24 protein-coding genes and 1 pseudogene are annotated in these 24906 nt (G+C 71.6%); 18 read left to right on the top strand and 7 right to left on the bottom strand.

All coding sequences use genetic code 11. The features are described from left to right. Positions 1–205 precede the first annotated feature (205 nt). Entirely contained in the window at positions 206–469 is a 264-nt protein-coding gene (locus GEV28_RS09640) for a hypothetical protein (protein WP_291410822.1), read from the top strand. Positions 470–476: 7 nt separating this feature from the next. Here the strand turns inward: GEV28_RS09640 and GEV28_RS09635 are convergent, their stop codons facing one another. The 3 genes from GEV28_RS09635 to GEV28_RS09625 all read right to left on the bottom strand — a co-directional run bounded on the left by GEV28_RS09635 (position 477) and on the right by GEV28_RS09625 (position 3714). Continuing rightward, positions 477–1649 (bottom strand): pentapeptide repeat-containing protein, encoded by a 1173-nt coding sequence (locus GEV28_RS09635; RefSeq protein ID WP_291410820.1) that lies wholly within the window; start codon positions 1647–1649, stop codon positions 477–479. Between the two features lie 37 nt (positions 1650–1686). Next, positions 1687–2700: a hypothetical protein gene (locus GEV28_RS09630; RefSeq protein ID WP_291410817.1), complete on the bottom strand. Its 1014-nt coding sequence runs from the start codon at positions 2698–2700 to the stop codon at positions 1687–1689. A 156-nt stretch (positions 2701–2856) separates the two neighbouring features. After that, positions 2857–3714 carry a lysozyme gene (locus GEV28_RS09625; protein ID WP_291410830.1) on the bottom strand — a complete coding sequence of 286 codons (858 nt, stop codon included), beginning with the start codon at positions 3712–3714 and terminating at the stop codon, positions 2857–2859. Positions 3715–4044: 330 nt separating this feature from the next. Here GEV28_RS09625 and GEV28_RS09620 point away from each other — a divergent pair, with 330 nt between their 5' ends. Beyond that, positions 4045–6117: an EAL domain-containing protein gene (locus GEV28_RS09620; protein ID WP_291410815.1), complete on the top strand. Its 2073-nt coding sequence runs from the start codon at positions 4045–4047 to the stop codon at positions 6115–6117. Between the two features lie 6 nt (positions 6118–6123). On the opposite strand, the gene GEV28_RS09615 is transcribed toward GEV28_RS09620, so the two are convergent. Then, on the bottom strand, positions 6124–6684 hold the full coding sequence (locus GEV28_RS09615; RefSeq protein ID WP_291410813.1) for a type VII secretion system-associated protein: 561 nt from the start codon (positions 6682–6684) through the stop codon (positions 6124–6126). Between the two features lie 47 nt (positions 6685–6731). Between GEV28_RS09615 and GEV28_RS09610 the strand changes: the two genes are divergently transcribed. The 5 genes from GEV28_RS09610 to GEV28_RS09590 all read left to right on the top strand — a co-directional run bounded on the left by GEV28_RS09610 (position 6732) and on the right by GEV28_RS09590 (position 10537). Then, positions 6732–7343 carry a DUF3558 family protein gene (locus tag GEV28_RS09610; RefSeq protein ID WP_291410811.1) on the top strand — a complete coding sequence of 204 codons (612 nt, stop codon included), beginning with the start codon at positions 6732–6734 and terminating at the stop codon, positions 7341–7343. Positions 7344–7476: 133 nt separating this feature from the next. Continuing rightward, complete coding sequence (locus tag GEV28_RS09605) at positions 7477–7851, top strand: hypothetical protein (RefSeq protein WP_291410809.1); 375 nt, start codon at positions 7477–7479, stop codon at positions 7849–7851. A 36-nt stretch (positions 7852–7887) separates the two neighbouring features. Then, positions 7888–9279 (top strand): PPE domain-containing protein, encoded by a 1392-nt coding sequence (locus tag GEV28_RS09600; RefSeq protein ID WP_291410806.1) that lies wholly within the window; start codon positions 7888–7890, stop codon positions 9277–9279. A gap of 71 nt (positions 9280–9350) precedes the next feature. Beyond that, a complete protein-coding gene (locus tag GEV28_RS09595) occupies positions 9351–10163 on the top strand; it encodes an ESX secretion-associated protein EspG (RefSeq protein WP_291410804.1) in 813 nt (270 codons plus the stop codon). Then, positions 10160–10537: a sterol carrier family protein gene (locus GEV28_RS09590; RefSeq protein WP_291410829.1), complete on the top strand. Its 378-nt coding sequence runs from the start codon at positions 10160–10162 to the stop codon at positions 10535–10537. The genes GEV28_RS09595 and GEV28_RS09590 overlap by 4 nt, the downstream gene beginning before the upstream one ends. Before the next feature lie 175 nt (positions 10538–10712). Here GEV28_RS09590 and GEV28_RS09585 read toward each other — a convergent pair whose 3' ends face one another. Together GEV28_RS09585 and GEV28_RS09580 are read right to left on the bottom strand one after the other, a co-directional pair. Beyond that, positions 10713–12686: an alpha/beta hydrolase gene (locus tag GEV28_RS09585; RefSeq protein ID WP_291410802.1), complete on the bottom strand. Its 1974-nt coding sequence runs from the start codon at positions 12684–12686 to the stop codon at positions 10713–10715. Continuing rightward, positions 12683–13000, bottom strand: a complete 318-nt coding sequence (locus GEV28_RS09580) for a type VII secretion target (RefSeq protein ID WP_291410800.1) — start codon at positions 12998–13000, stop codon at positions 12683–12685. Before GEV28_RS09580 ends, GEV28_RS09585 begins: the two co-directional genes overlap by 4 nt. Before the next feature lie 109 nt (positions 13001–13109). On the opposite strand from GEV28_RS09580, the gene GEV28_RS09575 reads away from it, so the two are divergent. The 8 genes and pseudogenes from GEV28_RS09575 to GEV28_RS09540 all read left to right on the top strand — a co-directional run bounded on the left by GEV28_RS09575 (position 13110) and on the right by GEV28_RS09540 (position 20709). Further along, positions 13110–13838 (top strand): maleylpyruvate isomerase N-terminal domain-containing protein, encoded by a 729-nt coding sequence (locus GEV28_RS09575; protein ID WP_291410798.1) that lies wholly within the window; start codon positions 13110–13112, stop codon positions 13836–13838. 85 nt (positions 13839–13923) lie between these two features. Beyond that, the gene (purF, locus tag GEV28_RS09570; RefSeq protein WP_291410795.1) at positions 13924–15453 is read left to right on the top strand and encodes an amidophosphoribosyltransferase; all 1530 of its coding nucleotides are present in this window, start codon (positions 13924–13926) and stop codon (positions 15451–15453) included. A 10-nt stretch (positions 15454–15463) separates the two neighbouring features. After that, on the top strand, positions 15464–16546 hold the full coding sequence (gene purM, locus GEV28_RS09565) for a phosphoribosylformylglycinamidine cyclo-ligase (RefSeq protein ID WP_291410793.1): 1083 nt from the start codon (positions 15464–15466) through the stop codon (positions 16544–16546). Positions 16547–16612: 66 nt separating this feature from the next. After that, positions 16613–17131: a SigE family RNA polymerase sigma factor gene (locus tag GEV28_RS09560; RefSeq protein ID WP_291410791.1), complete on the top strand. Its 519-nt coding sequence runs from the start codon at positions 16613–16615 to the stop codon at positions 17129–17131. Then, positions 17128–17943, top strand: a complete 816-nt coding sequence (locus GEV28_RS09555; protein ID WP_291410789.1) for a hypothetical protein — start codon at positions 17128–17130, stop codon at positions 17941–17943. The genes GEV28_RS09560 and GEV28_RS09555 overlap by 4 nt, the downstream gene beginning before the upstream one ends. A gap of 5 nt (positions 17944–17948) precedes the next feature. After that, positions 17949–18374: an alternative ribosome rescue aminoacyl-tRNA hydrolase ArfB gene (gene arfB, locus GEV28_RS09550; protein WP_291410787.1), complete on the top strand. Its 426-nt coding sequence runs from the start codon at positions 17949–17951 to the stop codon at positions 18372–18374. Between the two features lie 331 nt (positions 18375–18705). After that, positions 18706–19816: pseudogene (locus tag GEV28_RS09545) on the top strand (tripartite tricarboxylate transporter permease); the annotation flags it as partial. Positions 19817–19857: 41 nt separating this feature from the next. After that, positions 19858–20709 (top strand): SGNH/GDSL hydrolase family protein, encoded by an 852-nt coding sequence (locus GEV28_RS09540; protein ID WP_291410785.1) that lies wholly within the window; start codon positions 19858–19860, stop codon positions 20707–20709. Positions 20710–20881: 172 nt separating this feature from the next. Here GEV28_RS09540 and GEV28_RS09535 read toward each other — a convergent pair whose 3' ends face one another. After that, a complete protein-coding gene (locus GEV28_RS09535) occupies positions 20882–21868 on the bottom strand; it encodes a LacI family DNA-binding transcriptional regulator (RefSeq protein ID WP_291410784.1) in 987 nt (328 codons plus the stop codon). Between the two features lie 78 nt (positions 21869–21946). Here GEV28_RS09535 and GEV28_RS09530 point away from each other — a divergent pair, with 78 nt between their 5' ends. From GEV28_RS09530 to GEV28_RS09520, 3 genes are read left to right on the top strand one after another with little or no spacing between them, the layout of a single operon-like run. Next, positions 21947–22963: a Gfo/Idh/MocA family oxidoreductase gene (locus GEV28_RS09530; protein ID WP_291410782.1), complete on the top strand. Its 1017-nt coding sequence runs from the start codon at positions 21947–21949 to the stop codon at positions 22961–22963. Further along, positions 22960–23829, top strand: a complete 870-nt coding sequence (locus tag GEV28_RS09525) for a TIM barrel protein (protein WP_291410780.1) — start codon at positions 22960–22962, stop codon at positions 23827–23829. The genes GEV28_RS09530 and GEV28_RS09525 overlap by 4 nt, the downstream gene beginning before the upstream one ends. 41 nt (positions 23830–23870) lie before the next feature. Further along, positions 23871–24896, top strand: coding sequence for a sugar ABC transporter substrate-binding protein (locus GEV28_RS09520; RefSeq protein ID WP_291410779.1), 1026 nt, complete (start codon positions 23871–23873; stop codon positions 24894–24896). Positions 24897–24906 lie beyond the last annotated feature (10 nt).

Below are 24906 nucleotides of genomic sequence, written 5' to 3'. Positions count from 1 at the left end.
GCTTGAGGTGATTTGACATCTCCCCCCGTAGGGCGATGCCGAAGGGCCACTACCCCTTCATCTCCTGCACAGCACCGCATCAGAAAGATCCCCTAAGGCAACTCCCCTCATCGTTCGTGGCACACTTGAATAATCCTCATGCATTCCGTGGCCGTGCCGTTAATCGGCTGTCGCTTCCGCCGCCTGCTCGAGAGGTAGGTGTGACATGGTTCGGAAGAAGGAGAAGCCCTACACGACTACGAGGCCCCAACCGCGCTTCCTCCTGAAGTTGGTGGCCGGAATGAGTGGGCTGGGCGGCGTCGGCATGAGCGTGTGGCTGTTCGGCCCGGCGGCGTCCTACCTGCTTGGCCTGTTGTCGCTCTTGGCGCTGGTCGGCCTCGCTTGGACGGCGATCTTCAGTGCGCGGGAGGAACCGAGTGAACGGCTGGTGGACCTGATCAAGGCGCTGCGTGGGCGGCGCCGACGATGAGTCAAGATCAGGAGCGGACCAGGCCCAGGTCTTCGTCGCGGGCCGGGTCCACGTTCCAGCCCGGGGGTAGGTGGTGCTCGTGGCTCAGGGAGACGTGCATCCCGATCGTGCGGCCGGTCAGGCCTCCCGCGACGTGGAGGTCCAGGTCGTCGTGGAAGGTCGCGGCGGTGAAGTCGACGTTGCGGTCGAAGACGGCCTCGGCGAAGGACACCTGCTTGTCCCACGTGGAGTTGGCGAACTTCGTGTCGCCCCGGAAGACGGTTCGGGTGAAGTCGGCGAGGTCGTGGCTGGTGAAGCGGCTGAACCAGGACCGCTCGCAGAACGTCATGTCGTGCATGAACAGCCGGCCCCAGCTGCGGCTGCCGGTGAACCACGCCGCCCGCCTGATCTCGCAGTGGTGGAACGAGTTGGACTCGTACAGGTTCAGCTCGCGTGCCCGCAGCTGCCCGATCACCCGGTGCGACACGTCGAAGTACTCGAGCGTCGCGCCGTGCAGGTCGAGGTCGAAGGCCTGCGCGCCCTCGGTGCCGACCACCGGCAGCAGGTCGGCGATCAGCCGTTGCGCGGTCAGCCGCACCTGTAACCACCGGTCGGCCTCGTTCAGCTCCTCGGGCGATCCCGGGGCCCGGTCCTCCGCCCGGACCGCGGCGTAGCGCGGGTGGTCGAACGGGCGGCGCAGGTACGAGCAGATGACGTCCAGCACGTCCTGCGTGTACCCCGGTCGGCTGCGGGCCAGACCGGCCAGCGCGTGCATCGCGCCCACCCGCACCTGGTCCGTGTCGTTGCCGAGCAGTTCCACCGCCCGTAGGAACCGCTCGTCCGCCGCACGCGCCCGGTCGTGCTCCGCGCGCCGGCTCTCCAGATCCTGCCGCTGCCGCTCGATGTCCTGGCGCTCCTCGTCGACCCGGCGGCGGCGGTCGTTGAGCCACAGCGCGTACAGCGCGACGACCGAGCCGGCCGCGAGCCCACCCGTCTTCAGCGCCTCGCCCCGGTTGGTGTCCGAGCCGGTCATGAGCCAGCCGGCGACCAGCATGAGCACGCCGAACGCGAACAGCACGGTGCCGGTGAGGCGAAGGTTCTCGCGGGTGCGCACCGCAGGACGGGAGATGCCGGCCAACCAGACGGCGATGCCGCCGGCGACCGCGAGGACGCCCACCACGATGAACACGGCATCGATCATCGAAGGCACCTGCGACGAGCCGGCGGCATCGGGAAACTCAGAACACGTAGAACATGAAGACGCACCAGCCGGAGTCCTCGTAGAACGCGCTGGTCCGCGAGGCCGACAGCGGCTCCCCGTTGATGGTGCCCTTCAGGTCGATGCCGACGTACTCGGTCTGCGCCTGCACCGCCGACGCGTCGACCTCCAGCGCGGCCTTGCCGGTGATGGCGTCGTCGATGTCCGTCTGCGCCGTGCTGTCGCCGCAGAGCATGCCCTTCGCGCCGGCCGCGTCGCCGCCGTTGACCTTGTCGACGAAGGTCTCGATGTAGGCCTGGCCCTCCTCGGGGCTGCTGTCCCCGCCCCCACCGCCACCGGGCTCGGTGCTCGGGTTGGGCGGGTTCTCCCCGCTCGGGAGGCTGCCGCCGCTGAGGCTGGCGTCCTTCCAGCACCAGTCGCCGCCGTCCTCGACGACCGTGGCCTCGTACTGGCCCTTCTCGCCGTCGACGGTGATGTCGATGGTGGCCTTGACCTCGGACTTGGAGACCTCGTCGGTGTCCGCGAGCTCGGCCCCGGAGATCTCGTCGATCTGGTCGATCGCGGCCTGGACGCCGTCCTCCGCGTCGTCACAGGCGAGATCGTTCAGCTCGCCGGCGTTCTTGTCGTCGGCCGCGGCGACCAGCTTGTCGATGAACGCGTCGGCCCCGCTGCCCTCCTTCGGCGAGGAGCTCGTGCCGCCGGTGCCGCCACCCGCGTCGTTCTTCTTGTCGTCGCTGAGGAAGAAGCCCGGCGCGACGAACCCGGTGATGCCGATCCCGGCGAGCAGGAGCACGACGATGGACACGATCGCGACGATCATGCCGGTGTTCTTCCTGGGCGGGGGCGGACCGCCGTAACCGCCGCCGTACTGCGGATAGCCGCCGTACTGGGCGTTCTGGTCGTAGCCGCCGTAGGGCTGCTGGCCGACGTACTGCTGGCCGCCCGTCTGCGGGTAACCCCCGTACTGGGGCTGTTGCTGCTGCCCCTGGTTGTAAGGGTCCTGCCCGCCGTACGGCTGCTGTGGGTACGTCATGCTCGCGCTTCCCCTCCCCGATCACTGGTCCTGCCCGGATGTCCGACGTGCTCGCGGGGGACTCCGTTCCCTGCTCACGCGGGAGCTTAAAGGCCCGAAGGGGGCCTTCGCGCCAGGTGGGTGGGCGAAGGCCCCCTTCAGGGGACGGAACCGGGGTCAGTCGTGGTTGGTCGCGAACACCTTCAGCCGGTCGTACGCCCCGTTGAAGGAGTTCTGGTCGATCGGCGAGGAGCTGTACTGCCACACCGTGTAGTAGCTCCACCCGATCGGCAGCGTGCCGACCGACGACGCGTACCGCGCGACCCACAGCGGGTTGGTGGCGCCGAAGCTCGACCCGACGCACTGGTTCCACCAGCTGGTGGAGGTGTAGATCGCCGGGTACTTGTTCCACCGCGCCTTGTAGGTGTTGCTGAAGTCGCGGATCCAGTTGGTCATGGCCGCCTTGGACAGCCCGTAGCAGGTGGCGCCGTACGGGTTGTACTCCATGTCCATCGCGCCGGGCAGCGTCTTGCCGTCGCCCGACCAGCCTCCGCCGTGCGAGCTGAAGTAGTTCGCCTGGGTGGCGCCGCTCGACTGGTTCGGCAGCGCGAAGTGGTACGCGCCGCGGATGAAGCCCTGGTTGTAGGAGCCGTTGTACTGCTGGTTGAAGTACGGGTTGGTGTAGCCGGTGCCTTCGGTGGCCTTCACCCAGACGAACCTCTTGCCCTGGCCCCACCAGTAGGCCCAGTCGACGTTGCCTTGCCAGCCGCTGACGTCGATGCCGGCCACGCTGGCCTGGATCGTGACGTCCTGCGGGTCGAAGGTGCGCGGGGGCATGTCCTTGGTGCCCTCGTGCAGGCGGATCTGCGAACCCATCGGGTGGTCGTACTTCTGGACGATCTTGTCGACCGAGGCCTGGCCGCCGGCAGGGGTGGCGGACTGGCTGGCCGACGCCGGGATCGCGATCCCGGCCATTAACAGACTGGCGGCCGCCGCGGCCGCGATGATCAGTCCGCGACGTCGGTCGCGGAAGATACGGTTCATTGGGGGAACGCCCTTTCGAATCGCCCTCGCGTGCGGCAACTCACGGGCCGGAGCTGCCAAGATACAGATTGTCGTCGCGCGGTACCGATTTGTCACGTTGTCCGGTGAATTTGTAACGGCGAGTTCGGTAACGTTTGTGCTGCTCGTGGCGCCACCGGTCGGCGCCCTAAGCTCTGCGTCGACAGGTCGGCCGGCGAACCGCATCGTCGTGACCAGTGCTAACCGACCGACAGTGAACATGGACGGAGCGTGAGGCCAGCCGTATCCTTCGGGATACTTCGGAGCAGGCTGTCCGATCGAACTGTGCCGAAAGGTGTGACGGTGGCAGGCGCGAGAAGGTCCGGCCGCGACGCGTTCGCGGCGGCGTGGGCTGCCGCGCTCTCCGACACCGCGTTCGTCGCCACGGAGCGTGCGGTGCTACTCGAACGGGTGGGTGAGCTCACCGACATCCTGCTGACCGCCGCGGACGCCGCGGAGCTCACACCTGCCGACGTCGAGCGGGTCGGCGCGGAGGTGGTCAAGCTCCGGTTCATCGCGCCGGAGGCCATCGCGGTGACGCTGCGGATGGTCGGCGACCTGCTCGCCGGGTCGTCCCACCTGGCCGGCATCCAGGCCGCGGTCGCGTCCGGGTTCGTGCGGGCCGTGCAGGAGTGGATCTTCCGCGAGCAGGAGGCGCTGCGGCACTCCGCACTCGACGCGCGGGACCGCGCCGAGGCCGCGCGGCGGCAGAGCGAGGCCCGGTTCCGCGCGATGTTCTCCGACGCCGCGATCGGCATCGGCATCACCGACACCCAGGGCCGGCTGCTCGAGGTCAACTCCGCGATGGCCGGCATGCTGGACCTGCGGCCGGAGCAGATGCACGACCGCAACCTCGTCGAGTACCTGCATTCCGACGACCCGCCGGAGCTGCGCCGGTTCTTCAACGAGATGGTGGCCGGCCAGCGCGACCACTACCGGATCGAGCGGCGGTTCCGCAAGCGCGACGGCTCTCCACTGTGGACGAACGTCACGGTCTCGCTGGTGCGCGACGAGAACGGCGCGCCGCAGCTCCTCGTCGGCATGGTCGAGGACAACACCGAGCGGCACGTGCTGTCGGAGAAGCTGCGCCACCAGGCCAACCACGACCCGCTGACCGGCCTGGGCAACCGCGCGCTGTTCACCGAGCGGCTGCACGCCGCGTTCGCCGCGTCGAACGGGCGGCGGATCGGGCTGTGCTACCTGGACCTCGACGGCTTCAAGGCGATCAACGACACGCTGGGGCACGTCGTCGGCGACCAGTTGCTGGTCGAGGTGGCGGCTCGGCTGCACAAGCTCGTCTCGGCGCCCGGCCGGTTGCTGGCGCGGATGGGCGGCGACGAGTTCGTCGTGCTGGTCGAGCACACCGACGGCTTGCCGGAGCTCACCGCGCTCGCGGAGCGGATTCTGGCCTGCGTCGCGGAGCCGGTGCACGTCGGCGGGCACCGGCTGACGGTGTCGGCGAGCGTGGGCATCGTGGAGCGCCCGGTGTCGACCTCCACCCCGGCCGACGCGATGCGCGACGCGGACGTGACGCTGCACTGGGCGAAGGTCGACGGCAAGAACCGGTGGGCCTGCTTCGACCCGGAGCGCAACGCCCGCGAGATCGCCAGGATCACCCTGTCCGCGGCGATGCCCGCGGCGTTGGAGCGCGAGGAGTTCTACGTCGACTACCAGCCGATCGTCCGGCTCTCGGACGGCGCGCTGCTTGGCGTCGAGGCGCTCGTGCGGTGGGCGCACCCGGAGTTCGGCAGGCTCGGACCGGACCGGTTCATCGGGCTGGCCGAGGAGACCGGGCTGATCGTGCCGCTCGGGAGCTGGGTCCTCGCGCAGGCGTGCGCGGAGGCGGTGGCGTGGGCCCGGCTGGGGGGCATCGAGCCGATGGTGAGCGTGAACCTGGCCGCGCGCCAGGTGGCGGAGCCGGGGCTGGTCGAGGAGGTCGCGCGGGTGCTGCAGATGGCGGGGCTGGCACCGACGAGCCTGCTGCTGGAGCTCACCGAGAGCGCGATCATGAGCACGACCGGCGAGCCGCTCGGCGCCCTGCGCAAGCTGGTCGACCTCGGCATCCGCATCGCGATCGACGACTTCGGCACCGGCTACTCGAACCTCGCCTACCTGCGCCACCTGCCGGTGCACGCGCTGAAGATCGCCGGCTCGTTCGTCGAGGGTCTCCGGGCGGACGAGCCCGACTCGGTGGACGCCCAGATCGTGACGGCCCTGGTGTCGCTCGCCCACACCCTGAAGCTGGACGTGATCGCGGAGGGCGTGGAGACCCGCGACCAGGCCGAACGCCTGCGCGCCATCGGCTGCGACTCCGCTCAGGGCTGGCTGTACGCGAAGCCGGGTCCGCCGGAGGAGATCAACGACTGGTTGACCTGAGAGGCGTCAGCGTGCGGCCGCGAGGTGCGCGGCGGGGATCATCGCGGCGATCGGGCCGACCGGGTTGATCACCAGCGGGTGGCCGTGCAGCAGCGGCACCAGGTCCAAACCCGAGACCACCCGCCAACCCGGCCACGCGGTCGGCACGTGCGCCACCGATGTGCAGGCCGGCACCATCACCGTTCCCTGGCGGGCAGGGAAGCCGGTCACCGACCGGTCCTCCGGCGACGCCGCGTAGAGCAGGAGCGACGCCCGCAGCACCGCGCCGGGCAGCGTCGCCTGGTCCACGTGACCGGACTGGACGAGCTGCAGGGTCCGCTCCAGGTCGCTCGCCGGCTCGGGCATCCGCAGCGCGGTCGGCGACGGGCGGTACGCGGTGTTGCGCACGAACCTCGAGTCGATCTCGCCGCGGCCGGTCACGGGATAGGCGCCGACCACGCCCCACGGCGGCACGTCGGCGTCCGCGTCAAGGGCCGGGTCGATGACGTAGAGCCAGGTGTTCGGGTTGGCTCGCGCGTTCGCCCGCATCTCCGGGGTGATCTCGGGTGGCGTCAACTGGTCCGGCATGACTCCACATCGTAGGTCCGTTCGGCCGAATCGGTAGGTTGCGAGGCATGCGGACCCTGCGGATCGTGCTCGCGTCGCTGCTCCTCGTCGCCGGCTGTTCGAGCGCCGAGCCGGGTGAGCCGACGGTCGGCGACGCGACGACCAGCACCACGACCGACCGGACGGACGAACCGACCGGGACGTCCGAAAGCACGGAGACCGGGACGAGTGTCGACCGGCCGAGGGAGATCGACCTGAAAGCGGTCGACATCTGCCAGGTCGTCGCCAAGCTCCCGCTCAAGAGCTACGGCCTCGACGGCGACCGCGCGCCGCTCGGCGGCGACTCGACGATCTTCCCGGGCTCGAAGGAGTGCTTCGCCAACGGTATCGAGAAGAACCTCTCGCTCACCCTGGTCGCGGTCACCAACGAGGGCGCCGAGTCCTTCGTCGAGAGCGCCAACGCCGATATCACCAGCGGCGAGGCGGCGGGCTTCCCGCTGGCGGTGCTCAAGCTCGCACAACCGGCCAACTGCTTCGGCGTCCTCGACGTGCACGACGGCCAGTTCATCTACGTCTCCTACGGCCTCAGCAACCCCGCGGAGCAACCCGCCACCCCGCAGGACCAGCTCTGCCGGACCGTGTCGACGATCGCCACGGCTACGATCGGCGCCCTCGGCTGACGTCACGGTCGAGGCCCGGCCGCGTCTCAGAGGAAACTTTTCGATGTTGGGCGGTTGCTTGTGGGAACCACTCCACGGCGCGCCGCATCAGAGATACAGTCGTCGCAATCGCACAGACTGAGGGAGACGAACCGTGTATGTAGCGGACGGTGGTGTCGGGGCCGCACCTGCTGCGGAGCCCACCTTCTCTGGCACTCAGCGCCTGCGCATCGAGCCGCATGCCATTCCCGAGGCACTGGCGGCCTTCCGGGAGGCACACGACCGGGTGGCTCGGAAGGTCCGGGAGCTCGGCAGCCTGCCGGTCCGCGACTGGGCGGGGGACCCGGTCAGCGGCGAGACGGCGACGCAGTTCACCGAGCGCACGAACGGCGCCGGCGCCGACTCGGCCATGGCGTGCCTCACCGGCTACCAGGAGCAGCTCCACAACGCGATCGAGTCGCTGAAGTCCGCCCAAGCCGACTACCTCGAGATCGAGGGGACGAACACCGCCCGCTGGGGCAAGTACTAGGCCGATCACGCTTCCGCATCGTAAGGATTGATCTCCATGGGGCATCGCTGGAAGGGCTTCGAACACCCGGAGCTCTACGAGATGATCAACAGCGGTCCGGGGCCGGCCGCGTCCGAGCCGCAGACGAACTACTGGGTGAGCCTCACCGACGAGCTCAGCCAGGTAGACGAGGACCTCAACACCAGGCTCACCAAGATGGGCTCCTCCTGGGAGGGCCAGGCCGCCGAGAGCGCGCAGTCCGGCCTCACCCCGCTCGCCGCGTGGGCCGGCGACGCCGAGACCGGCTCCACCGTCATGCGGATCTCCTCGGAGAACCAGGCCGACTACATCTCCGACGCGCGGGCCCGGATGCCCGAGCCCGTCTCGGTGACCACCCCGGCGCCGTCCACGTGGGACAAGGTCACCGCGGGCGCGTCCGCGGTCACCGGCAACCCGGGGCCCGCCCTGCAGGTCGCCGTGCAGGCCGCCGACCACGAGATGCAGGAGGCCGCGCAGAGCGAGGCCCAGCAGCGCGCGGTCGAGACCATGCAGACCTACGAGACCAGCAGCACCTGGAACCGGGACACGCTCGGCACCTTCGTCGCGCCGCCCGACGTCGTCGTCTCCAGCCCGCCCCCGCAGGGCGGCACGGCAGGCCACGTCGACCCGGCGCAGTCGCAGGTCAACACCGTCGCACACAGCAGCTACCAGTCGACCAGCAGCAACGGGTACACGGTCCCGACGAGCGGTGGTGGCGGGGGCGGCAGCGTCAGCCCGACCGGCGGCGGCACGACGACCCCGCAGGTGCCGAACGGCGGGAGCGGCTCCGTGTCCACCCCGCCGTCGGTCACCATTCCGCCGGGGTCGGCCACGACGCCCTCGGGCATCACGCCGCCGTCCACGCTTCCGCCCGGCACTCCGAACCCCGGCCCGACCCCGGGTTTCAACCCGCCGATCAACACCAACCCGGGTCCGGGCTGGCAGAACAACACCTTCGTGCCCGGCTTCGGCAACACGAACAACGTCGAGACCAACGGCCGCGGCCCGCTGAGCCGCGGCCCGAACGGCCCGGTCAACGCGGGCGACGTGGCTCGCAAGGGCATGCCGATGCGTGGCGGGCTGCCAGGCGGCGGCAGCGGTCTGGGCGGTGGCCTCGGTGGTGCCGACCCGGAAGGCTCCCGGCCGAACTCGCAGCTCGGCCGCGGCGGTATGCCGGGTGAGAGCGTGGTCCGCAGTGGTCCGGGGGCCGCGGGCGCGGCAGGACGTGGCGGGGTCACCGGCCCGCGCTCGGGTGCGCCCGGCGCGACGGGTGCCGGTGGCCGGCGTGCGGACGGCGAGGACGACGACGAGCACTTCGCGCCGGACTACCTGCTGGAGACCGACGACGTGTTCGGTGACGACCGGCGGGTGGCGCCCACGGTGATCGGTGAGTCCACGCCGCAGGAGTAGTTGGTCCGAGTCGGGGCGGGGTGTCGCGGACGCGGCACCCCGCCTTGGTTTCTCTGAGTAAGGTTGGGTTTGTGACCAGCACGTTCTCGATCGGCGAGCGGGAGACCGAACCGATCACGCTGTCGGCACTCGAGTTCGATGTGCTGTGGGAGCATCTGCGGCTCGGCCAGCTGCCACTGGTGGTCAAGGTGCCGTCGCCCGGCAAGACGGTCGAGGAGCGGGCGCAGCTCGAACAGCGGGCGTGGGCGGACCTCGAGCGGCGCGGCCTCGGCCGGCCGGTCGAGGTGCATCCGGACATCGAGGACATCCTGACGCTGCTGGCCAAGCCGGACCGCGAGGTGGACGCGCGCGCCTACGCGGGCCGCAACGTCCGCGCGCTGGCCGCGGCCACCGGTGAGGTCGCGGGTGTCGCCGAGCTGAGCGACGGCCAGGTGAAGCTTCGCCACGCTTCGGCCGCCGGACTGCCCGCGGCCGCGCTGGCCGCGCTGCCCACCGCGGTGCCCGGCCCCGGCCAGTCGGTGACGCTGCGCACCGTGGACTTCGAGAACGCCGCCATCACGGGCGCCGGCACGCGCGAGGGCTTCCACAAGGAGCTGCTGTCGCACGGTACCCGCGCGGACGACGCCACCGCGCTGGCGGAGATGATCAAGGACGTGACCGGCATGGGCAACTTCGGCGCCGCGGCCCGCGACAAGTTCGGCAGGCGCCGAAGAGCCGAGCGCGTGGTGTCCTTCTTCGACACCGAGGACGGACGTTACGTGCAGATCCGCCGGCCCGCCCAGGACGGCACCATGTGGACCACCATCTCGCCCGCCGACCCTCGCAACCTGACCCACTACGTCGAGGAGATGCTCGACGAGATCGTCCACGAGGCCGGCTCCTGAGCACGAAACCCGTTGACCCGCACGAACTTCGCGAGGCCGTGCTGGCCGTCCGGCCGTGGCTCGCAGGCGCTGCCGACCAGCCTCCGCGGCCTGCCATGGCGGCCGCGGTCCGCCTGAGCCTCCGTACCCTCGCGCAGATCGCCCCCGGCCGCAGCGTGGAGGTCCGGGTCCCGCCGTTCGCGGCCGTGCAGTGCATCGAAGGCCCCCGGCACACCCGCGGCACGCCCCCGAACGTGGTGGAGATGGACCCACGAACCTGGCTGGAGCTTGCCACGGGCATCCTGACCTGGCCCGACGCGATGTCCACCGGCAAGATCACCGCCAGCGGCAACCGTGCGGACCTGGCGCACCACCTGCCACTGCTCCGCCTCTGAGCGGGAGCTGTCCACAGGCGGTCCAGAGCAAGCGAGAATTGTCGGTGCTCACGAATAGGCTGGAAAGCGGGGGGCCCCCGCGAGTCCGGAGTTGCCCACAGGCTCGCCCCGCGCCGCCGGGAGCTGTCGGTGGGCGTCCGTAGGTTGGATCTCGGGGCCGAAGGCCGCGGTCAGGTCAGAACAAGCGGCCCAGCGTGTTGTCGTACAGCGAGCGGCCCGCGTCCACCAGGTCCCGGCCGCCCTCCACCAGGTCGCCGGTCGTCCCCACGACCACGTCGCCCACGTCGTTCAGCAGCTCGCCGCCGGTGTCGCGCAGCTCGTCCCAGGCCCCGTCCCAGTCGCCGTCCAGGACGTGGCCACCCGCGTCCAGCAGGCCGCCGCCCACGTCCTCGACGATGTCCACCCCCTGGACGCCGATGTTGGCCACGCCGTCGATCACCGGACCCACCACCGGCAGGTCCGAGCCCGGCAGGTCGGGGGGCAGCGGCGAGTCCTGCCACCGCGGCTCGGTCACCGCGTCGTAGTTGCCCGTCGCGATGTTGCCCAGGTTCCGCAGCGACTCCGAACCGTCCGTGTAGTACGCGCTGTGCGCGCCGGCCAGGTTCTCCTCCGACGCGGCGCCGAACTGGTTGGCGCCGAAGGAGTCGTCGTACGGCGTCGTCGACGAGCCGTCCTCGGTGAACCAGTCGCCACTGGTCCCCTGCACGACCGGGTCGTGCTCGGTCGCACCCGCCCACACGTGGCCCTGCCCTGCCGACAGTTGGTCCACATTGGACGCACCGACACCCGGCGAGCCAAGGAACGCGATGTCGTCCGCGGCCAGGCCGTTCATCCCGGCGTACCCGACCGCCACACTGCCGTAGCTGTGCCCCAATGCCGTCACGTGCGGGTCGTGGCCGGCCGCCTCGGCCGCGGCGCGGTAACCGTCCACATCGGACACGAGGGACGCGCCGCCGTCCCGGCCGTTCTCGGCCGAGCCCACCTGAAGGTCCCACTCCGGCGCGTCGTAGCCCAGCCACGCCACGGTCGCGTTGTGGGCGTCGGGCGCCGCGGCGTCCATCTGTTCTCGCAGCTCGACGGCCTGCCCGTTGGGGAACCCGCTCTCCAGCGTCGTTCCCACACCGGGCACGGTGACCGCCAGGTTGTCCGCGGTGTCCGGGTTGCCGAACGCCACCGCGAGCAGCCCGTCCTGGTTGCCCGGCCCGACCGGGTCGTAGGACAGCACGTAGATGTCGTCGTCGATGCCGTTGGCCACGGCCATCTCGTGCGCGCCGGCCACCCGGTCGGCGGCGGCCGTCGCGTTGTCCAGCTGCCGGTTCACGTCCTGGCGCTGGTCCAGCAGGTCCGCCAGCGCGGGGTCCGACCGCAGCTCGCCTTCGTCCGAGGGGTCCATGCCCAACGCCGCGGCCCGCTGGGCGATCTGCGCGTCCAGGTCCGCCCTGGTGGCCGAGAACCGCACCTGGTCGACCTCGATCCGCCGCTGGTTCGCGGCGTCCAGCACGTCGGCCGGCAACCCGCGCAACTGTCCCAGCGTGTCGAACCGCGTCGCCAGCAACTGGTCGCGCTCGGTCTCGGACAGGCCGGCCCACCACGCGGCCACCGAACGCGGGTCCGACCCCGGCCGCGGCACCGTCAGCCCCGCCTGCGGCGCGGTCTGCAGCCACCCGGCGTCCCCACCCGCCACGTCCGCGAACGCCGGCCTGATCCCGGCGAGCGAGCCGGCATACGCGCGCAGCGTCTGCTCGTACCCGTCGCGAACCGTGGTCAGCGCGTCGTTGACCCGCGACGCCAGCGCGGACAGCGCCGCGTTGTCGAGGCCCGAGGGCCGCGCCCGCCACGCCTCGATCGCGTTGTCCGCCGCGCCCCGCATCGTCCGGTACGCACCGGACGCCGCCTCGACCACGCCCGCGGCCTGCTCCAGCCGCGCGTGCGCGGTCGACGTCGCGGTGCCCGACATGGCGTTGCGGGAGGCGAACGCGTCGGCGGCGGAGCCCTGCCAGCTCGACGCCGCCGTGGAGCCACCGGCGTCCATCGACGACCGCGCCCGGGCCAACGCGGACATCGCCGCCGACACCGGCTCGCCGGTCGACGCGATCCGTCCGGCGTCGCCGCTGGCCAGCTGCCCGTAGAGAACCTCGGGGTCGATCATGCCGGCCCCGCGGCGGTGAGGTCGCCTGCGGCGGTGTCGTCGCGCCGCTCGTAGTCATCGGCGCTCGACACCAGCCCGTCGGCCGCGTCGTTGACCCACACCGAGCCGTGCCGCAGGTCGTCGCCGTGCTCGCCGACGAACGTCGCGAACGCTCTGGCCAGCTCGTCGGCGGCGGGGACCTCGCCCAGCGCGGCGGGGACCAGCTGTGCCGCGTCCAGCAACGCGGCCGCGTCGCCGACCGAGTCCGATCCGGCGTAGACATCGCGGGACGCGCCGCGCAGGATCGCGGGGTCGACCTGGTATCCGTCAGCCACGGTTGCCCTCCAAGATTGGGGTGCGCACCGAAATTACCCAACCGGGCGGCTGCGTAGGGTGTTTTGCCGCGCACTATGTGCAAGTGCGCATGAACCGGGAAGGAGCCCCATGCCGGTGTGGACCCCGCCCAGGTGGATCGAGGTGTACGCCGAACAGGCGGCCATGTTCCGGGAAGCGGTCGGCCGGGCGGACCTCGGCGCCGATGTGCCGTCCTGTCCCGGCTGGACGTTCACCGAGCTGACCGTGCATGCCGGCCGCTTCCTCGCGCAGGTCACCCGCTACCTCACCAGCGGCAGCGTCGTCCAGCTCCGGCCGAGACCGGCCCAGCCGCCGGCCGACCCGCTCGCGTTCCTCGACGAGGAGCTCGCGGCGGCCGCCGAGGTACTCGCCGCCACTCCCGGCAACCGTCCGGTATGGACGTTCTCGCCGGCGGCGCCCGATCTCGCCTGGGTGTGGCACCGCCGCGCCGCGCACGAGCTGAACCTTCGCCGCTGGGACGCCCAGGCGGCGCTGCGCACCCTCGTGCCGACCGACCGCGAGCAGTCCGCGGACGCCCTCGACGAGCTGCTCGGCACGCTGCTCGCCGCCCGGCTGCTGCTCGACTCCCCGCCCACCACGGCAGGGAGCGCGATCGTGTCCTGTGCGGACGGTCCGGAGCGGTGGTTCGTCCGGCTCGTCCCCGGCGAGGTGCCCCAGGTTCGGCTCGCCGCCCGCGACGAGCAGGCCGACGCTCACCTGAACGGCCGCACCGCGAACCTGCTCTACCAGCTGTGGAACCGGATGCAGCTCACCGGAACGGGCGAGGCGAGCGTGCTGCGCGCGCTGAGAATGAGCTGACCGCCACGTCGGCGCGTCGCGCTGTCCAGGGGGAACTCGACCTACACTGGTCGTACCTGACACCGTCCGCAGGGGAGCATTCTCGGTGGTCACCGACCAGCACGCCGACGAGTCCGACGCACCGGAAACCGAAACCGAGCCCCGCGAGGAATGCGGCGTGTTCGGCGTGTGGGCCAAGGGCGAAGAGGTCGCCAAGCTCACCTACTACGGGCTGTACGCGCTGCAGCATCGTGGGCAGGAGGCCGCGGGCATCTCGGTGTCCGACGGTCGGCAGATCGTCGTCTTCAAGGATCTCGGCCTGGTCAGCCAGGTGTTCGACGAGCAGACCCTGTCGTCGCTGCGCGGCCACGTCGCGGTCGGGCACTGCCGCTATTCCACGACCGGTTCCACGACCTGGGAGAACGCCCAGCCGACGTTCCGCACCACCGCCATCGGCAGCGGGCTGACGCTCGGTCACAACGGCAACCTGGTGAACACCGCCGAGCTGCTCGACCGGGCCCGCGCGGCGGGCGTGCCCACCAACAACGGCGCCACCACCGACTCCGACCTGGTCTGCGGGCTCCTGGCCGCGGCCGCCGCCGACCGGGGCATCGAGCAGGCCGCGCTCGACCTGCTGCCGCAGGTGCGCGGCGCGTTCTGCCTGGTGTTCGCGGACGAGGCCACGCTCTACGCGGCTCGCGACCCGCACGGCGTGCGGCCGCTCGTGCTCGGCCGCCTCGAGCGCGGCTGGGTCGTGGCCAGCGAGACCGCCGCGCTCGACATCGTCGGCGCCACGTTCGTGCGCGAGGTCGAGCCCGGCGAGCTGCTCGCCATCGACGACGACGGGCTGCGCTCGTCCCGGTTCGCCAACCCCGAGCCCAAGGGCTGCCTGTTCGAGTACGTCTACCTGGCCCGCCCGGACACCACGATCGCCGGCCGTTCGGTGCACGCCACCCGGGTCGACATCGGCCGCAGGCTGGCCGAGGAGTCGCCGGCCGAGGCCGACCTCGTGATCCCCGTGCCGGAGTCCGGCACGCCCGCCGCCATCGGCTACGCGCAGGGCTCGGAGATCCCCTACGGCTCCGGCCTGGTCAAGAACGCCTACGTCGGCCGCACGTTCATCCAGCCGTCGCAGACCATCCGCCAGCTCGGCATCCGGCTCAAGCTCAACCCGCTCAAGGACGTCATCCGCGGCAAGCGGCTCGTCGTGGTCGACGACTCGATCGTGCGCGGCAACACCCAGCGGGCGCTGGTTCGGATGCTGCGCGAGGCCGGCGCGGTCGAGGTGCACGTGCGGATCGCGTCGCCGCCGGTGCGCTGGCCGTGCTTCTACGGCATCGACTTCGCCTCCCGGGCCGAGCTCGTCGCGAACGGCCTGGACCTCGACGGCATCCGCCGCTCGATCGGCGCCGACACGCTGGGCTACGTGTCGCTCGACGGCCTCGTCGCGGCCAGCGAGCAACCGCGCAGCCGGCTGTGCATGGCGTGCTTCGACGGCAAGTACCCGATCGCGCTGCCGGACGAGGCGCAGATCGGCAAGCACCTTCTGGAAGGGTTGGAGAAGGGTGTCGCGGGCCCCGCCGCCCCCGTCGTGCGTGCCGGATATGGTGCGGAGGACGCACTCCAGCGACCCTGAACCGGGAACCATGACCGACACCAGCAACACCCCGCACGCGACCTATGCCGCCGCGGGGGTGAGCATCGAGGCCGGTGAGCAGGCGGTTGAGCAGCTGAAGCCGTTCGCCGAGAAGGCGGTTCGGCCGGAGGTGCTCGCCGGCATCGGCGGGTTCGCCGGCCTGTTCAAGCTCAAGCTGGACCGCTGGAAGGAGCCGATCCTCGCGGCGTCCACCGACGGCGTCGGCACCAAGATCGCGGTCGCCCAGGCCATGGGGGTGCACGACACGGTCGGCATCGACCTCGTCGCCATGGTGGTCGACGACCTCGTGGTGTGCGGCGCGGAGCCGATGTTCCTGCAGGACTACATCGCGGTCGGCACGGTCATCCCGGAGCGGATCGCCGCGCTGGTCAAGGGCATCTCCGAGGGCTGTGTGCGGGCAGGCTGCGCGTTGCTCGGCGGCGAGACCGCGGAGCACCCCGGCCTGATGGCCGACGACACGTACGACCTGTCCGCCACCGGCGTCGGCGTGGTCGAGGCCGACGCGGTACTCGGACCGGAGCGGGTGCGGCCGGGTGACGTCGTCATCGGCATGGCGTCCTCGGGACTGCACTCCAACGGCTACTCGCTGGCCAGGCACGTGCTGCTGGAGATCGGCCGGATGCCGCTCGACGGCCAGGTCGAGGAGTTCGGCCGCACGCTCGGCGAGGAGATGCTCGAGCCCACCCGGATCTACGCCAAGGACTGCCTCGCGGTCACCGCGGAGGCCGATGTGCGCACGTTCGCGCACATCACCGGCGGCGGCATGGCGTCGAACGTGGCTCGGGTGATCCCGCCGGGGCTGCGTGCCACGCTCGACCGCGGCACGTGGACGCCCGCGCCGGTGTTCTCCATGATCGCCCAGCGCGGCCGGGTCGACCGGCTGGAGATGGAGCGCACGTTCAACATGGGCGTCGGGATGGCGGCCGTCGTGGCGCCGGAGGACGTCGACCGGGCGCTGGCCGTGCTCACCGCACGGCACGTGCCGGCCTGGGTGCTCGGCGAGGTCAGCCCGCTCGGCGACGACCCGGACGCCGCGCGTGCCGAGCTGATCGGCGATCATCCTCGGTTCTAGGACGTGATCAGGGCAACCGGACCGACGCCGGCGCCGTACCACGGGGGACGAGAGGAACGTAGGTTCGTGCAAGACCGCGACACGGAGTTCGGGGAGTTCCTCGAGAGCCGCGCCGTTGTCATGCGGCGGACCGCGTACCTGCTGTGTGGAGGTGACTGGCATCGGGCGGAGGATCTCGTGCAAACCACGCTGACCAAGATCTACGTCGCGTGGTCCCGGATTCGACGCGACGGCAGTGTCGACGCGTACTCCCACAAGATCATGGTTCGAGCGGCGATCGACGAGTCTCGACGCGCGTACCGGCGGCGCGAGGCCGTGGTCGGCGACGTGCCCGAGCTCGAGACGCGCCCGGGCGCCGGGGTCGAGGACGCGGTCGACGTGCGGCGGGCGCTGGCCCAGCTGCCCGCCGGCCAGCGCGCGGTCGTGGTGCTGCGGTACTGGGAGGACCTGTCGGTGGCCGAGACCGCGGCGGCGCTCGGCAAGAGCGAGGGCACGATCAAGAGTCAGTCGGCCAAGGGGCTGGCGTCGATGCGCCGGCTGCTGTCGCCGTCCTCCGGGGACCGGACGGAGGCGGGTGAGCCGTGACGTCGGACGACGACGACATCAAACAGCTGCTCGGCCGGGCGCTCGCAGGGGAGCCGCCGCTGCGGCTCGACCGGGACGAGGTCTTCCGGCAGGGCAAGCGGAAGCTGCGCAACCGGCGCCGGCTCGAGGCGGGCGGCGCGGTCACCGGGGTCGTCGCGGCGGTCGTCGGCGCGGTGCTGCTCAGCGGCCTGGTCGGCGATGACGAGCCGGAGCGGGACGTGCCCCCGGCCGCGACCGGGACCGTCACCACGGGGCCGCGGTCGACTGCGACCACGCCGGTCGGGCCGCCGTCCACCTCGCCCGCCTCCACGGTCGGCGATCCGCCGATAGCCACCACGCAGGCGGACGTGCTGACCCAGGCGTTCCTCGGCTCCCACCTGGTTCCCGAGCAGATGCAGCTCGTCGGACTCGACGGTCAGGCGCCGCGCTTCCTGGAGCAGGATCCGGACCTGTACGAGCTGGTGACCGACGTGCGGGCACCGGACCGCGAGGGCGGGCTGTCGGTGCGCGTCGCGAAGTCGGCGTCGGGGCCGGTCGCCAGCTGCAAGAAGGTGCAGGGGCCTTACGGCGACTGCGAGGTGCGCATCTGGAAGGGCTTCACCGTGGTGCTGGCCGGCTACAGGAACGACGCGGGTGAGAAGGGGCGCATGGCCCTGTCGATCCACCCAGACGGCAGCACGGTCACCGCGGTCGCGACGAACCTGTCCGACGCCCGCCGCGCGTTGGGCAAGTCGCCGCAGGGCCTGCCCATTCTCGAGGACGAGACGCTGATCGGGATCGTCGTCGATCCGGCCCTTTGGTTCGAGGGCTGACCACTGTGCCCGACCTGGAGGTGACCAGCCAGCTGGTGATCCCCGCCGGCGAGCTGCACGAGCGTTTCTCCCGCTCGTCGGGCCCGGGCGGGCAGGGCGTCAACACCACCGACAGCCGGGTCGAGCTCTCCTTCGACGTGGCCCGCTCACCGGCGGTCCCGCCGTGGCTGCGCGACCGGTTGCTGGCCCGCCTGTCCTCCCGCCTGGTGGACGGCGTCCTGACGGTGGTGGCCAGCGAGCACCGAGCCCAGCTGGCGAACCGCGCGACCGCCCGCGACCGCCTGGCGTCGTTGTTGCGCGCGGCCGCGGAGCCACCCCCGCCGGCCCGCCGCCCCACGAAACCCACCCGAGGCTCCCGGGAACGCCGGCTGGCCGCGAAACGCCGCCGTGGCGAGACCAAACGCGGCCGCCGCGCGGGCCCCGACGACTGATCGGCCACTGCTGCGTCGCGGTGGGCGGCGCCCCGCCATGACCGCCGGCCCCGCCCGGCGCGGCGGCCGGGGCCTCCGGCCCCCGGTATCGATTCTACGGACGGCCACCGACAGTCCCGGCCTGTCCACAGAGGCCAGAACCGTCGGCGTCGCCCACTACGCTGGAAACCGGGGGCCACACCCGAACCACCGGCCGCCGGTTGGCCGCAGGCGGCTCCGCGCGGGCCCGATGCCCGGATCAGCGGGCGGCCAGCCAGCCAGCCAGTGGTAGCGGCGCGCACTCACCCGGGACAGTGACGTCCGCGCCGCGCACTCCGCCGCCGAAAGGTCCGTGACCTACGGGCTGGACCCGATCGCGGCGATGATCATGTTCGCCGGCATCTACTACGGCGGCATGTTCGGCGGCTCGACCACGTCGATCCTGCTGAACACGCCCGGTGAGTCGGCCTCGGTGGTCACCGCGATCGAGGGCAACCAGATGGCCAAGCCCGGCCCAGGGTCGCAACCGCTTGCGGCGGCGGCGATCGGGCACTTCGTCGGCGCCATGATCGGCACGATCGCCCTGGTGGCGTTGCGGCTGCGGCACCTGCCCGGCGAGCCGATCCCGGTGGGCCGCCCGTGGCTGGGTCGCGAGGACCTGCGGCGGACGTGGAAGCCGTGGCTGCGCGGCCCGCTGATCGGCTTCCCGTTCGGCGCGATTCCCGCCGGCGGCGCTGAGATCCCGACGTTCCTGTCCTACGCGACGGAGAAGCGGCTGTCCAAGCACCGCGACGAGTTCGGCTCGGGCGCGATCGAGGGCGTGGCGGGTCCGGAGTCGACGGCGTCCGCGTCCGGGACGCTCGTGACGATGCTGACGCTGGGCCTGCCGACCACGGCGACGGCCGCGGTGATGCTCGCGGCGTTCCAGCCGTACGGGATCCAGCCGGGGCCACTGCTGTTCGAGCGGAGCCGGCGCTGGTGTGGGGCCTGATCGCGAGCCTGTTCGTCGGGACCGTGCTGCCGCTGGTGCTGAACCTGCCGCCGGCGCCGGTGTGGTCGAAGCTGCTGCGGATCCCGCGGCCGTACCTGTACGCGGGAATCCTGTTCTTCGCGAGCGTCGGTGCCTACGCGTGAGCGGCCAGGTGATCGACCTGATCGTCCTGTTCGTGATCGGTGCGCTGGGCTTCGCGATGCGCCGGTACGGCCTGCCGGTGCTGCCGGCGGTGCTGGGCGTGATCCTGGGACCGGCGGCGGAGCAGCAGATGCGCCGGGCGCTGCAGATCAGCGACGGGTCGCTCACCGGCCTGGTGAACCCGACGTTCTCGGTCACCGTGTACGTGATCGTGGCGGCGGTGCTCCTGTGGCCGCTGATCCGCCGCACCCCTGGCGAGGCGCACGCCCGCGCCCGAGGAGGAGCGCGCTGCGTCCTAGTGGGTGATGGACAGACCTTCGGCCGGACCTGACACTGATTCACGTCCGGTCCCGGCTGGAAGGTGCGTCGACAATGCTGTCACGTCGGTTGGTTCTGCCCGCTCTGCTCGTCGCGATCACCGCGGTGCTCCCGGCCGGGGTCGCGAACGCCGCCGCGGAGCGCTACGTCGCGCTCGGTGACTCGGCCGCGTCCGGTCCGCTGATCCCGCTGCCGGATCTCAGCGCGCCCGGCTGCTTCCGGTCGACGGCGAACTACCCGAAGCTCGTCGCCCGGCAGCTCGGCGTGCCGATCACCGACGTGACGTGCTCCGGCGCGGACACCGGGGACATGACCAACCCGCAGGAGACCGACCTGGGCACGGTCGGCCCGCAGTTCGACGCGCTGGGCGCGGACACGACGCTGGTGACACTGCAGATCGGCGGCAACGACGCGGGCCTGGTCGGCCTGGCCGAGTCGTGCCTGAACCTGCTGCCCAGCCCGTTCGGGACCTCGTGCGCGGCGGAGAACACGGCCGGCGGCGGGGACGTCTACGGCGAGCGGGTGGCGAGTGTGGGCCCGAAGGTCGCGGCGGTGCTGGACGGCATCACGCAGCGGGCGCCGAACGCGCGGGTGTTCGTGGTCGGCTACACGACCTACCTGCCGCCGAACGGCTGCTACCCGAGGGTGCCGGTGTGGGCGCGGGACGCGAACTACATCCAGGCGAAGATCGACCAGCTGAACCAGGTGCTCGCCGACGCGGCGGCGACCCACGGCGCGACCTATGTGGACATCCGCACCCCGGGCATCGGCAAGGACGTCTGCAAGTCGTCCTCGATCCGCTGGACCGAGCCCTTCATCCCGGCGAACATCGCCGCGCCCCTGCACCCGAACGCGACCGGCATGCGCGGCATGGCCGAGGTGGCCACGTCCGCGATCACCGGCTAGCACCTTGCGCGCGGACCCACAACCGAAGTACTCGCGCGCGTGTAGAACGCAAGAAACGTAAAGCCCCCGCCCTCTCCGGGGGCACCCCTCAGCGCCAGTCTATCGGTGGGTACCGGCGAAATCGGGGTGCAAGATCGACTTGTGGACAGGTCGGCCCGTTGTGGACAACCGGTCAGCGGGGTGGGGTCGTCGTCGCCCGGATGACCAGGCGTGGGCGGAGCAGGTGGCGGGCGGGGTCCGCGCGCTCGCCCCGCACCCGCTGGATCAGGGCCTCGGCGGCCAGGCGGCCCATCTCCTCGCGGGGTTGGTCGATCGTCGTCAGGGAGACGTGGCGTAGCGCCGCCAGCCAAGTGTTGTCGTAGCCGACGACCGACACGTCCTTCGGCACGGCCAGGCCCGCCGCCTCCAGCGCGGAGATCGCGCCGACCGCGTTGAGGTCGTTGGCCGCCATGATCGCGGTCGGCGGGTCGGCCAGCAGCTCACGGATCGCCAGGGCGCCCGCGGCCTCCGTGTACTCGCCGCGGACCACCCGCGGGGTCAGGTCGTGGCGGCGCATCGCCTCGAGGTAGCCGGTTCGCCGCGGGGCGGACTGGGAACCGCTGCCGCCGTCGATGTGGGCGATCTCCCGGTGGCCCAGCGCGACCAGATGGTCCACCGCCATGCCCGAGCCGGCCCGGCCGTCGTCGTTCACCGTGTCCACCGTGGGTTGCCGGGACGAGCGGGAGACCAGAACCACCGGAGTGTGCGTGGCCGCCCCGGCCATCGACGCCGCGGGCAGGACCGGGCCGAGCAGGGCGATCCCCGCGGGACGGAACGACAGCAGACCCGTCAGCGCCTGGCGCTCGCGGCTCGGCCGGCGGCCACCGGTGTTGATCACCAGCTCGAAGCCGGCCGAGCGGGCGTAGGCGTCGAGGCCGTCGACGACCTCCGCCCAGAACGGGTTGTGCAGGTCCGACACCATCACCCCGAGCACGTGCGAGGTGCGGCTCGCGAGCGAGCGGGCCATCGCGTGCGGTGAGTAGCCCAGCTCGTCCGCCGCCTTCAGCACCGCCGCCCGCCGCTGGTCGCTCACCTTCGGCGACCCGCGCATGACCAGCGAGACCAGCGCCCGCGAGACGCCGGCCCGCGCCGCCACGTCCTCGATCGTCGGTCGCCCCACGGTCACTCCTTGACACGGGTGTGACGGACATTACAGGATGGAGCCGTTAGAGCGCTCTAATCGGGAAGCGGGAACCGAATGCGCATCGGCGTCGCCGGAGTCGGCCGGATCGGGACCATGCACGCGGCGCACCTCGCGGCGCTGCCCGCGGTGGACGAGGTGCTGCTCCACGACCCGGTCGAGGGCCGCGCCGAGGAGACCGCGCGCGGTCTCGCCAAGGCCCGCCCGACCGCGGGCGTCGCCGAGCTGCTCGACCAGGCCGACGGCGTCCTCATCGCCACCCCGACCGACACCCACCCGGCGATGGTCCGCGGCTGCCTCGCCGCAGGAAAGCCCGCGCTGTGCGAGAAGCCCATCGCCGCCGACCTCGCCGAGATGACCACCCTGGTCGAGGAGGTCGAAGCCGCCGAGGTCCCGGTACTGGTCGGGTTCCAGCGCAGGTTCGACCCGGCGGTCGTCGAGCTGCGCAGGCGCATCACCACCGGCGAGCTCGGCCCGATCTACCACGTCCGCGCCACCGGCTTCGACGCCAACCCGCCCGACCTCGCCTACCTGCCCTCCTCCGGCGGCATCTTCCGTGACCTGCTCATCCACGACCTCGACGCCGTCCCGTGGCTGGTCGGCGAGCCGGTCATCGAGGTCTACGCGTCCGGCTCGGTCCTCGTCGACCAGGCATTCGCACACGCGGACGACGTGGACAACGCGGTGGTGGTGCTGCGTTTCGCGGGCGGCGCGCACGCGCTCCTCGCCGGCGGCCGGCACGACCCGCTCGGCTACGACCACCGCATCGAGGTGCTCGGTGGCAAGGACTCGGTCGCCGTCGGGCTCGACCCGCGCACGCCGCTCAACTCCCTCGAGCCGGACGGGCCGCGCTCCGACGCGGACGCCTATCCCGGCTTCCCCGAGCGCTTCCGGCGCGCCTACCTCAACGAGATGCAGGTGTTCGTCGACGTCCTCGGCGGCCGCGCGGACAACCCGTCGCCCGCCCGGGACAGCCTGGTCAGCCTTCGCCTGGCCGAGGCATGCGAGCAGTCGCGGCGGACCGGCACCCCGGTACGCGTCGACCTGAGGAGCGACGGGGGGAGCCCATCATGAGGATCGCCGCGGCCCCGATCTCCTGGGGCGTCTGCGAGGTGCCCGGCTGGGGTCGGATGCTCGATCCGGCAACGGTCCTGCGGGAGATGGCCGACCTGGGCCTCGCCGCCACCGAGCTCGGCCCGCCCGGCTACCTGCCCACCGCGGCCACCGACCTCAAGCAGCTGCTCGACGAGCACCGGCTCGGCCTGGTCGGCGGCTTCCTCGCCGTCGCGATGCACGACAGCGCCACCCAACAGTCCACAGTGGACCAGGCGGCCCGGCAGGCAGAGCTGCTGGCGGCGGGCGGCGCGGACGTGCTGGTCCTCGCCGCCGCCACCGGGCAGGACGGCTACGACGAGCGCCCACCGCTTCGCCCGGCCGAGTGGGACACCCTGGTCGAGACCGCGGGCATGATCCGCGACCGGGCCGTGCGCACCGGCGTGCGAACGGTGCTGCACCCACACGTCGGCACCCAGGTCGAGACGTCCGCCGAGGTCAAGCGCTTCCTCGCCGACTCCGACCTTCCGCTGTGCGTCGACACCGGGCACCTGCTGATCGGCGGCACCGACCCCGTCGAGCTCGTCCGGCGGTACCCGCACCGGGTCGGCCACGTGCACCTCAAGGACGTCCGCGCCGACCTCGCCGAGCAGGTGCGGGACGGCAGGATCAGCTACACCCAGGCCGTCGCGCTCGGCATCTACGTGCCGCTCGGGGATGGCGATGTCGACCTCGCGTCACTGCTGAAGCTGTTGCGTGACTACGACTACCACGGCTGGTACGTGCTCGAGCAGGACACCGCGCTGCCCGAGACCGATACCGGCGCCGACCGGCTGCCGCGGCAGGCCACCGCGCGCAGCCTGGCCTTCCTGGATTCGGTCCACTGAGGAAACGCAGCGGACCCAGGCCGACTGGACGGGAGACGACGATGTCTGACCGAGGGCGACGAACGCCCGCGCTCCTCGCCGCCGCGCTGGCGGCGCTCGCCATGGTGCTCGCCGCGTGCACCGGACCGACCGCCGAGTCCGAGACCGTCTCGGGCGGCGGCGGTGGTGGCGGTGGGGGCGAGTTCGACCCGACCGCGCCGCTGGACTTCGCGGTCATCACCCACGGCAGCGAGGGCGACGCCTTCTGGAGCGTGGTCAAGAACGGCGCCGAGGAGGCCGGGCACGAGCTCGGCGTCCAGGTGACCTACGTGTCCAACGGCGACCCCGGTGCGCAGGCCAAGCTCGTCGACAACGCCGTGGCGCAGGGCAAGACCGGGCTCGTCGTGTCGATGGCCAACCCGGACGCGCTGAAGTCCTCCATCGAGGCCGCGGTGCGGGCCGGCATCCCGGTCATCACGATCAACTCCGGGGCCACCCGCAGCAAGGAGTTCGGCGCCATCGCACACGTCGGCCAGGACGAGGCGATCGCCGGCCAGGCTGCGGGCGAGCGGCTCAAGGAGGCCGGCAAGAAGAAGATCCTCTGCGTCATCCACGAGGCCGGCAACTCCGGACTGAACGAGCGCTGCGACGGCGCCCGCGAAGGCTTCGGCGGCGACTCCGACGACGCGGTCGAGAACCTCCAGGTGGACATCAGCAACCCCACCGACATCGAGGCGCGCATCCGCGGCGCGCTGCAGACCGACCCGTCCATCGACGGTGTGCTCACGCTGTCCTCCCAGGTCGCCGACCGCGCGGTCACCGCCGCGCAGGGCGCGGGCTCGGACGCCGACATCGCCACGTTCGACCTGAACACCGACGTGGTCGACGCCATCCGGGACGGCCGCATCCTGTTCGCCGTCGACCAGCAGCAGTACCAGCAGGGCTACCTGCCGATCATGATGCTGAAGCTGTACCGGCAGAACGGGAACACGCTGGGCGGCGGGCAGTCCGTGCTGACCGGCCCCGGCTTCGTCGACGAGTCCAACGCGGACCTGGTGCGTCCGTACACCGAACGCGGCACGCGCTGAGGAGCCCGAC

The sequence above is a fragment of the Actinophytocola sp. genome (genome assembly GCF_009379765.1).
In the GTDB taxonomy this organism is placed as follows: Bacteria; Actinomycetota; Actinomycetes; order Mycobacteriales; family Pseudonocardiaceae; genus Actinophytocola.
This window is presented reverse-complemented; position numbering and strand designations above follow the sequence as displayed.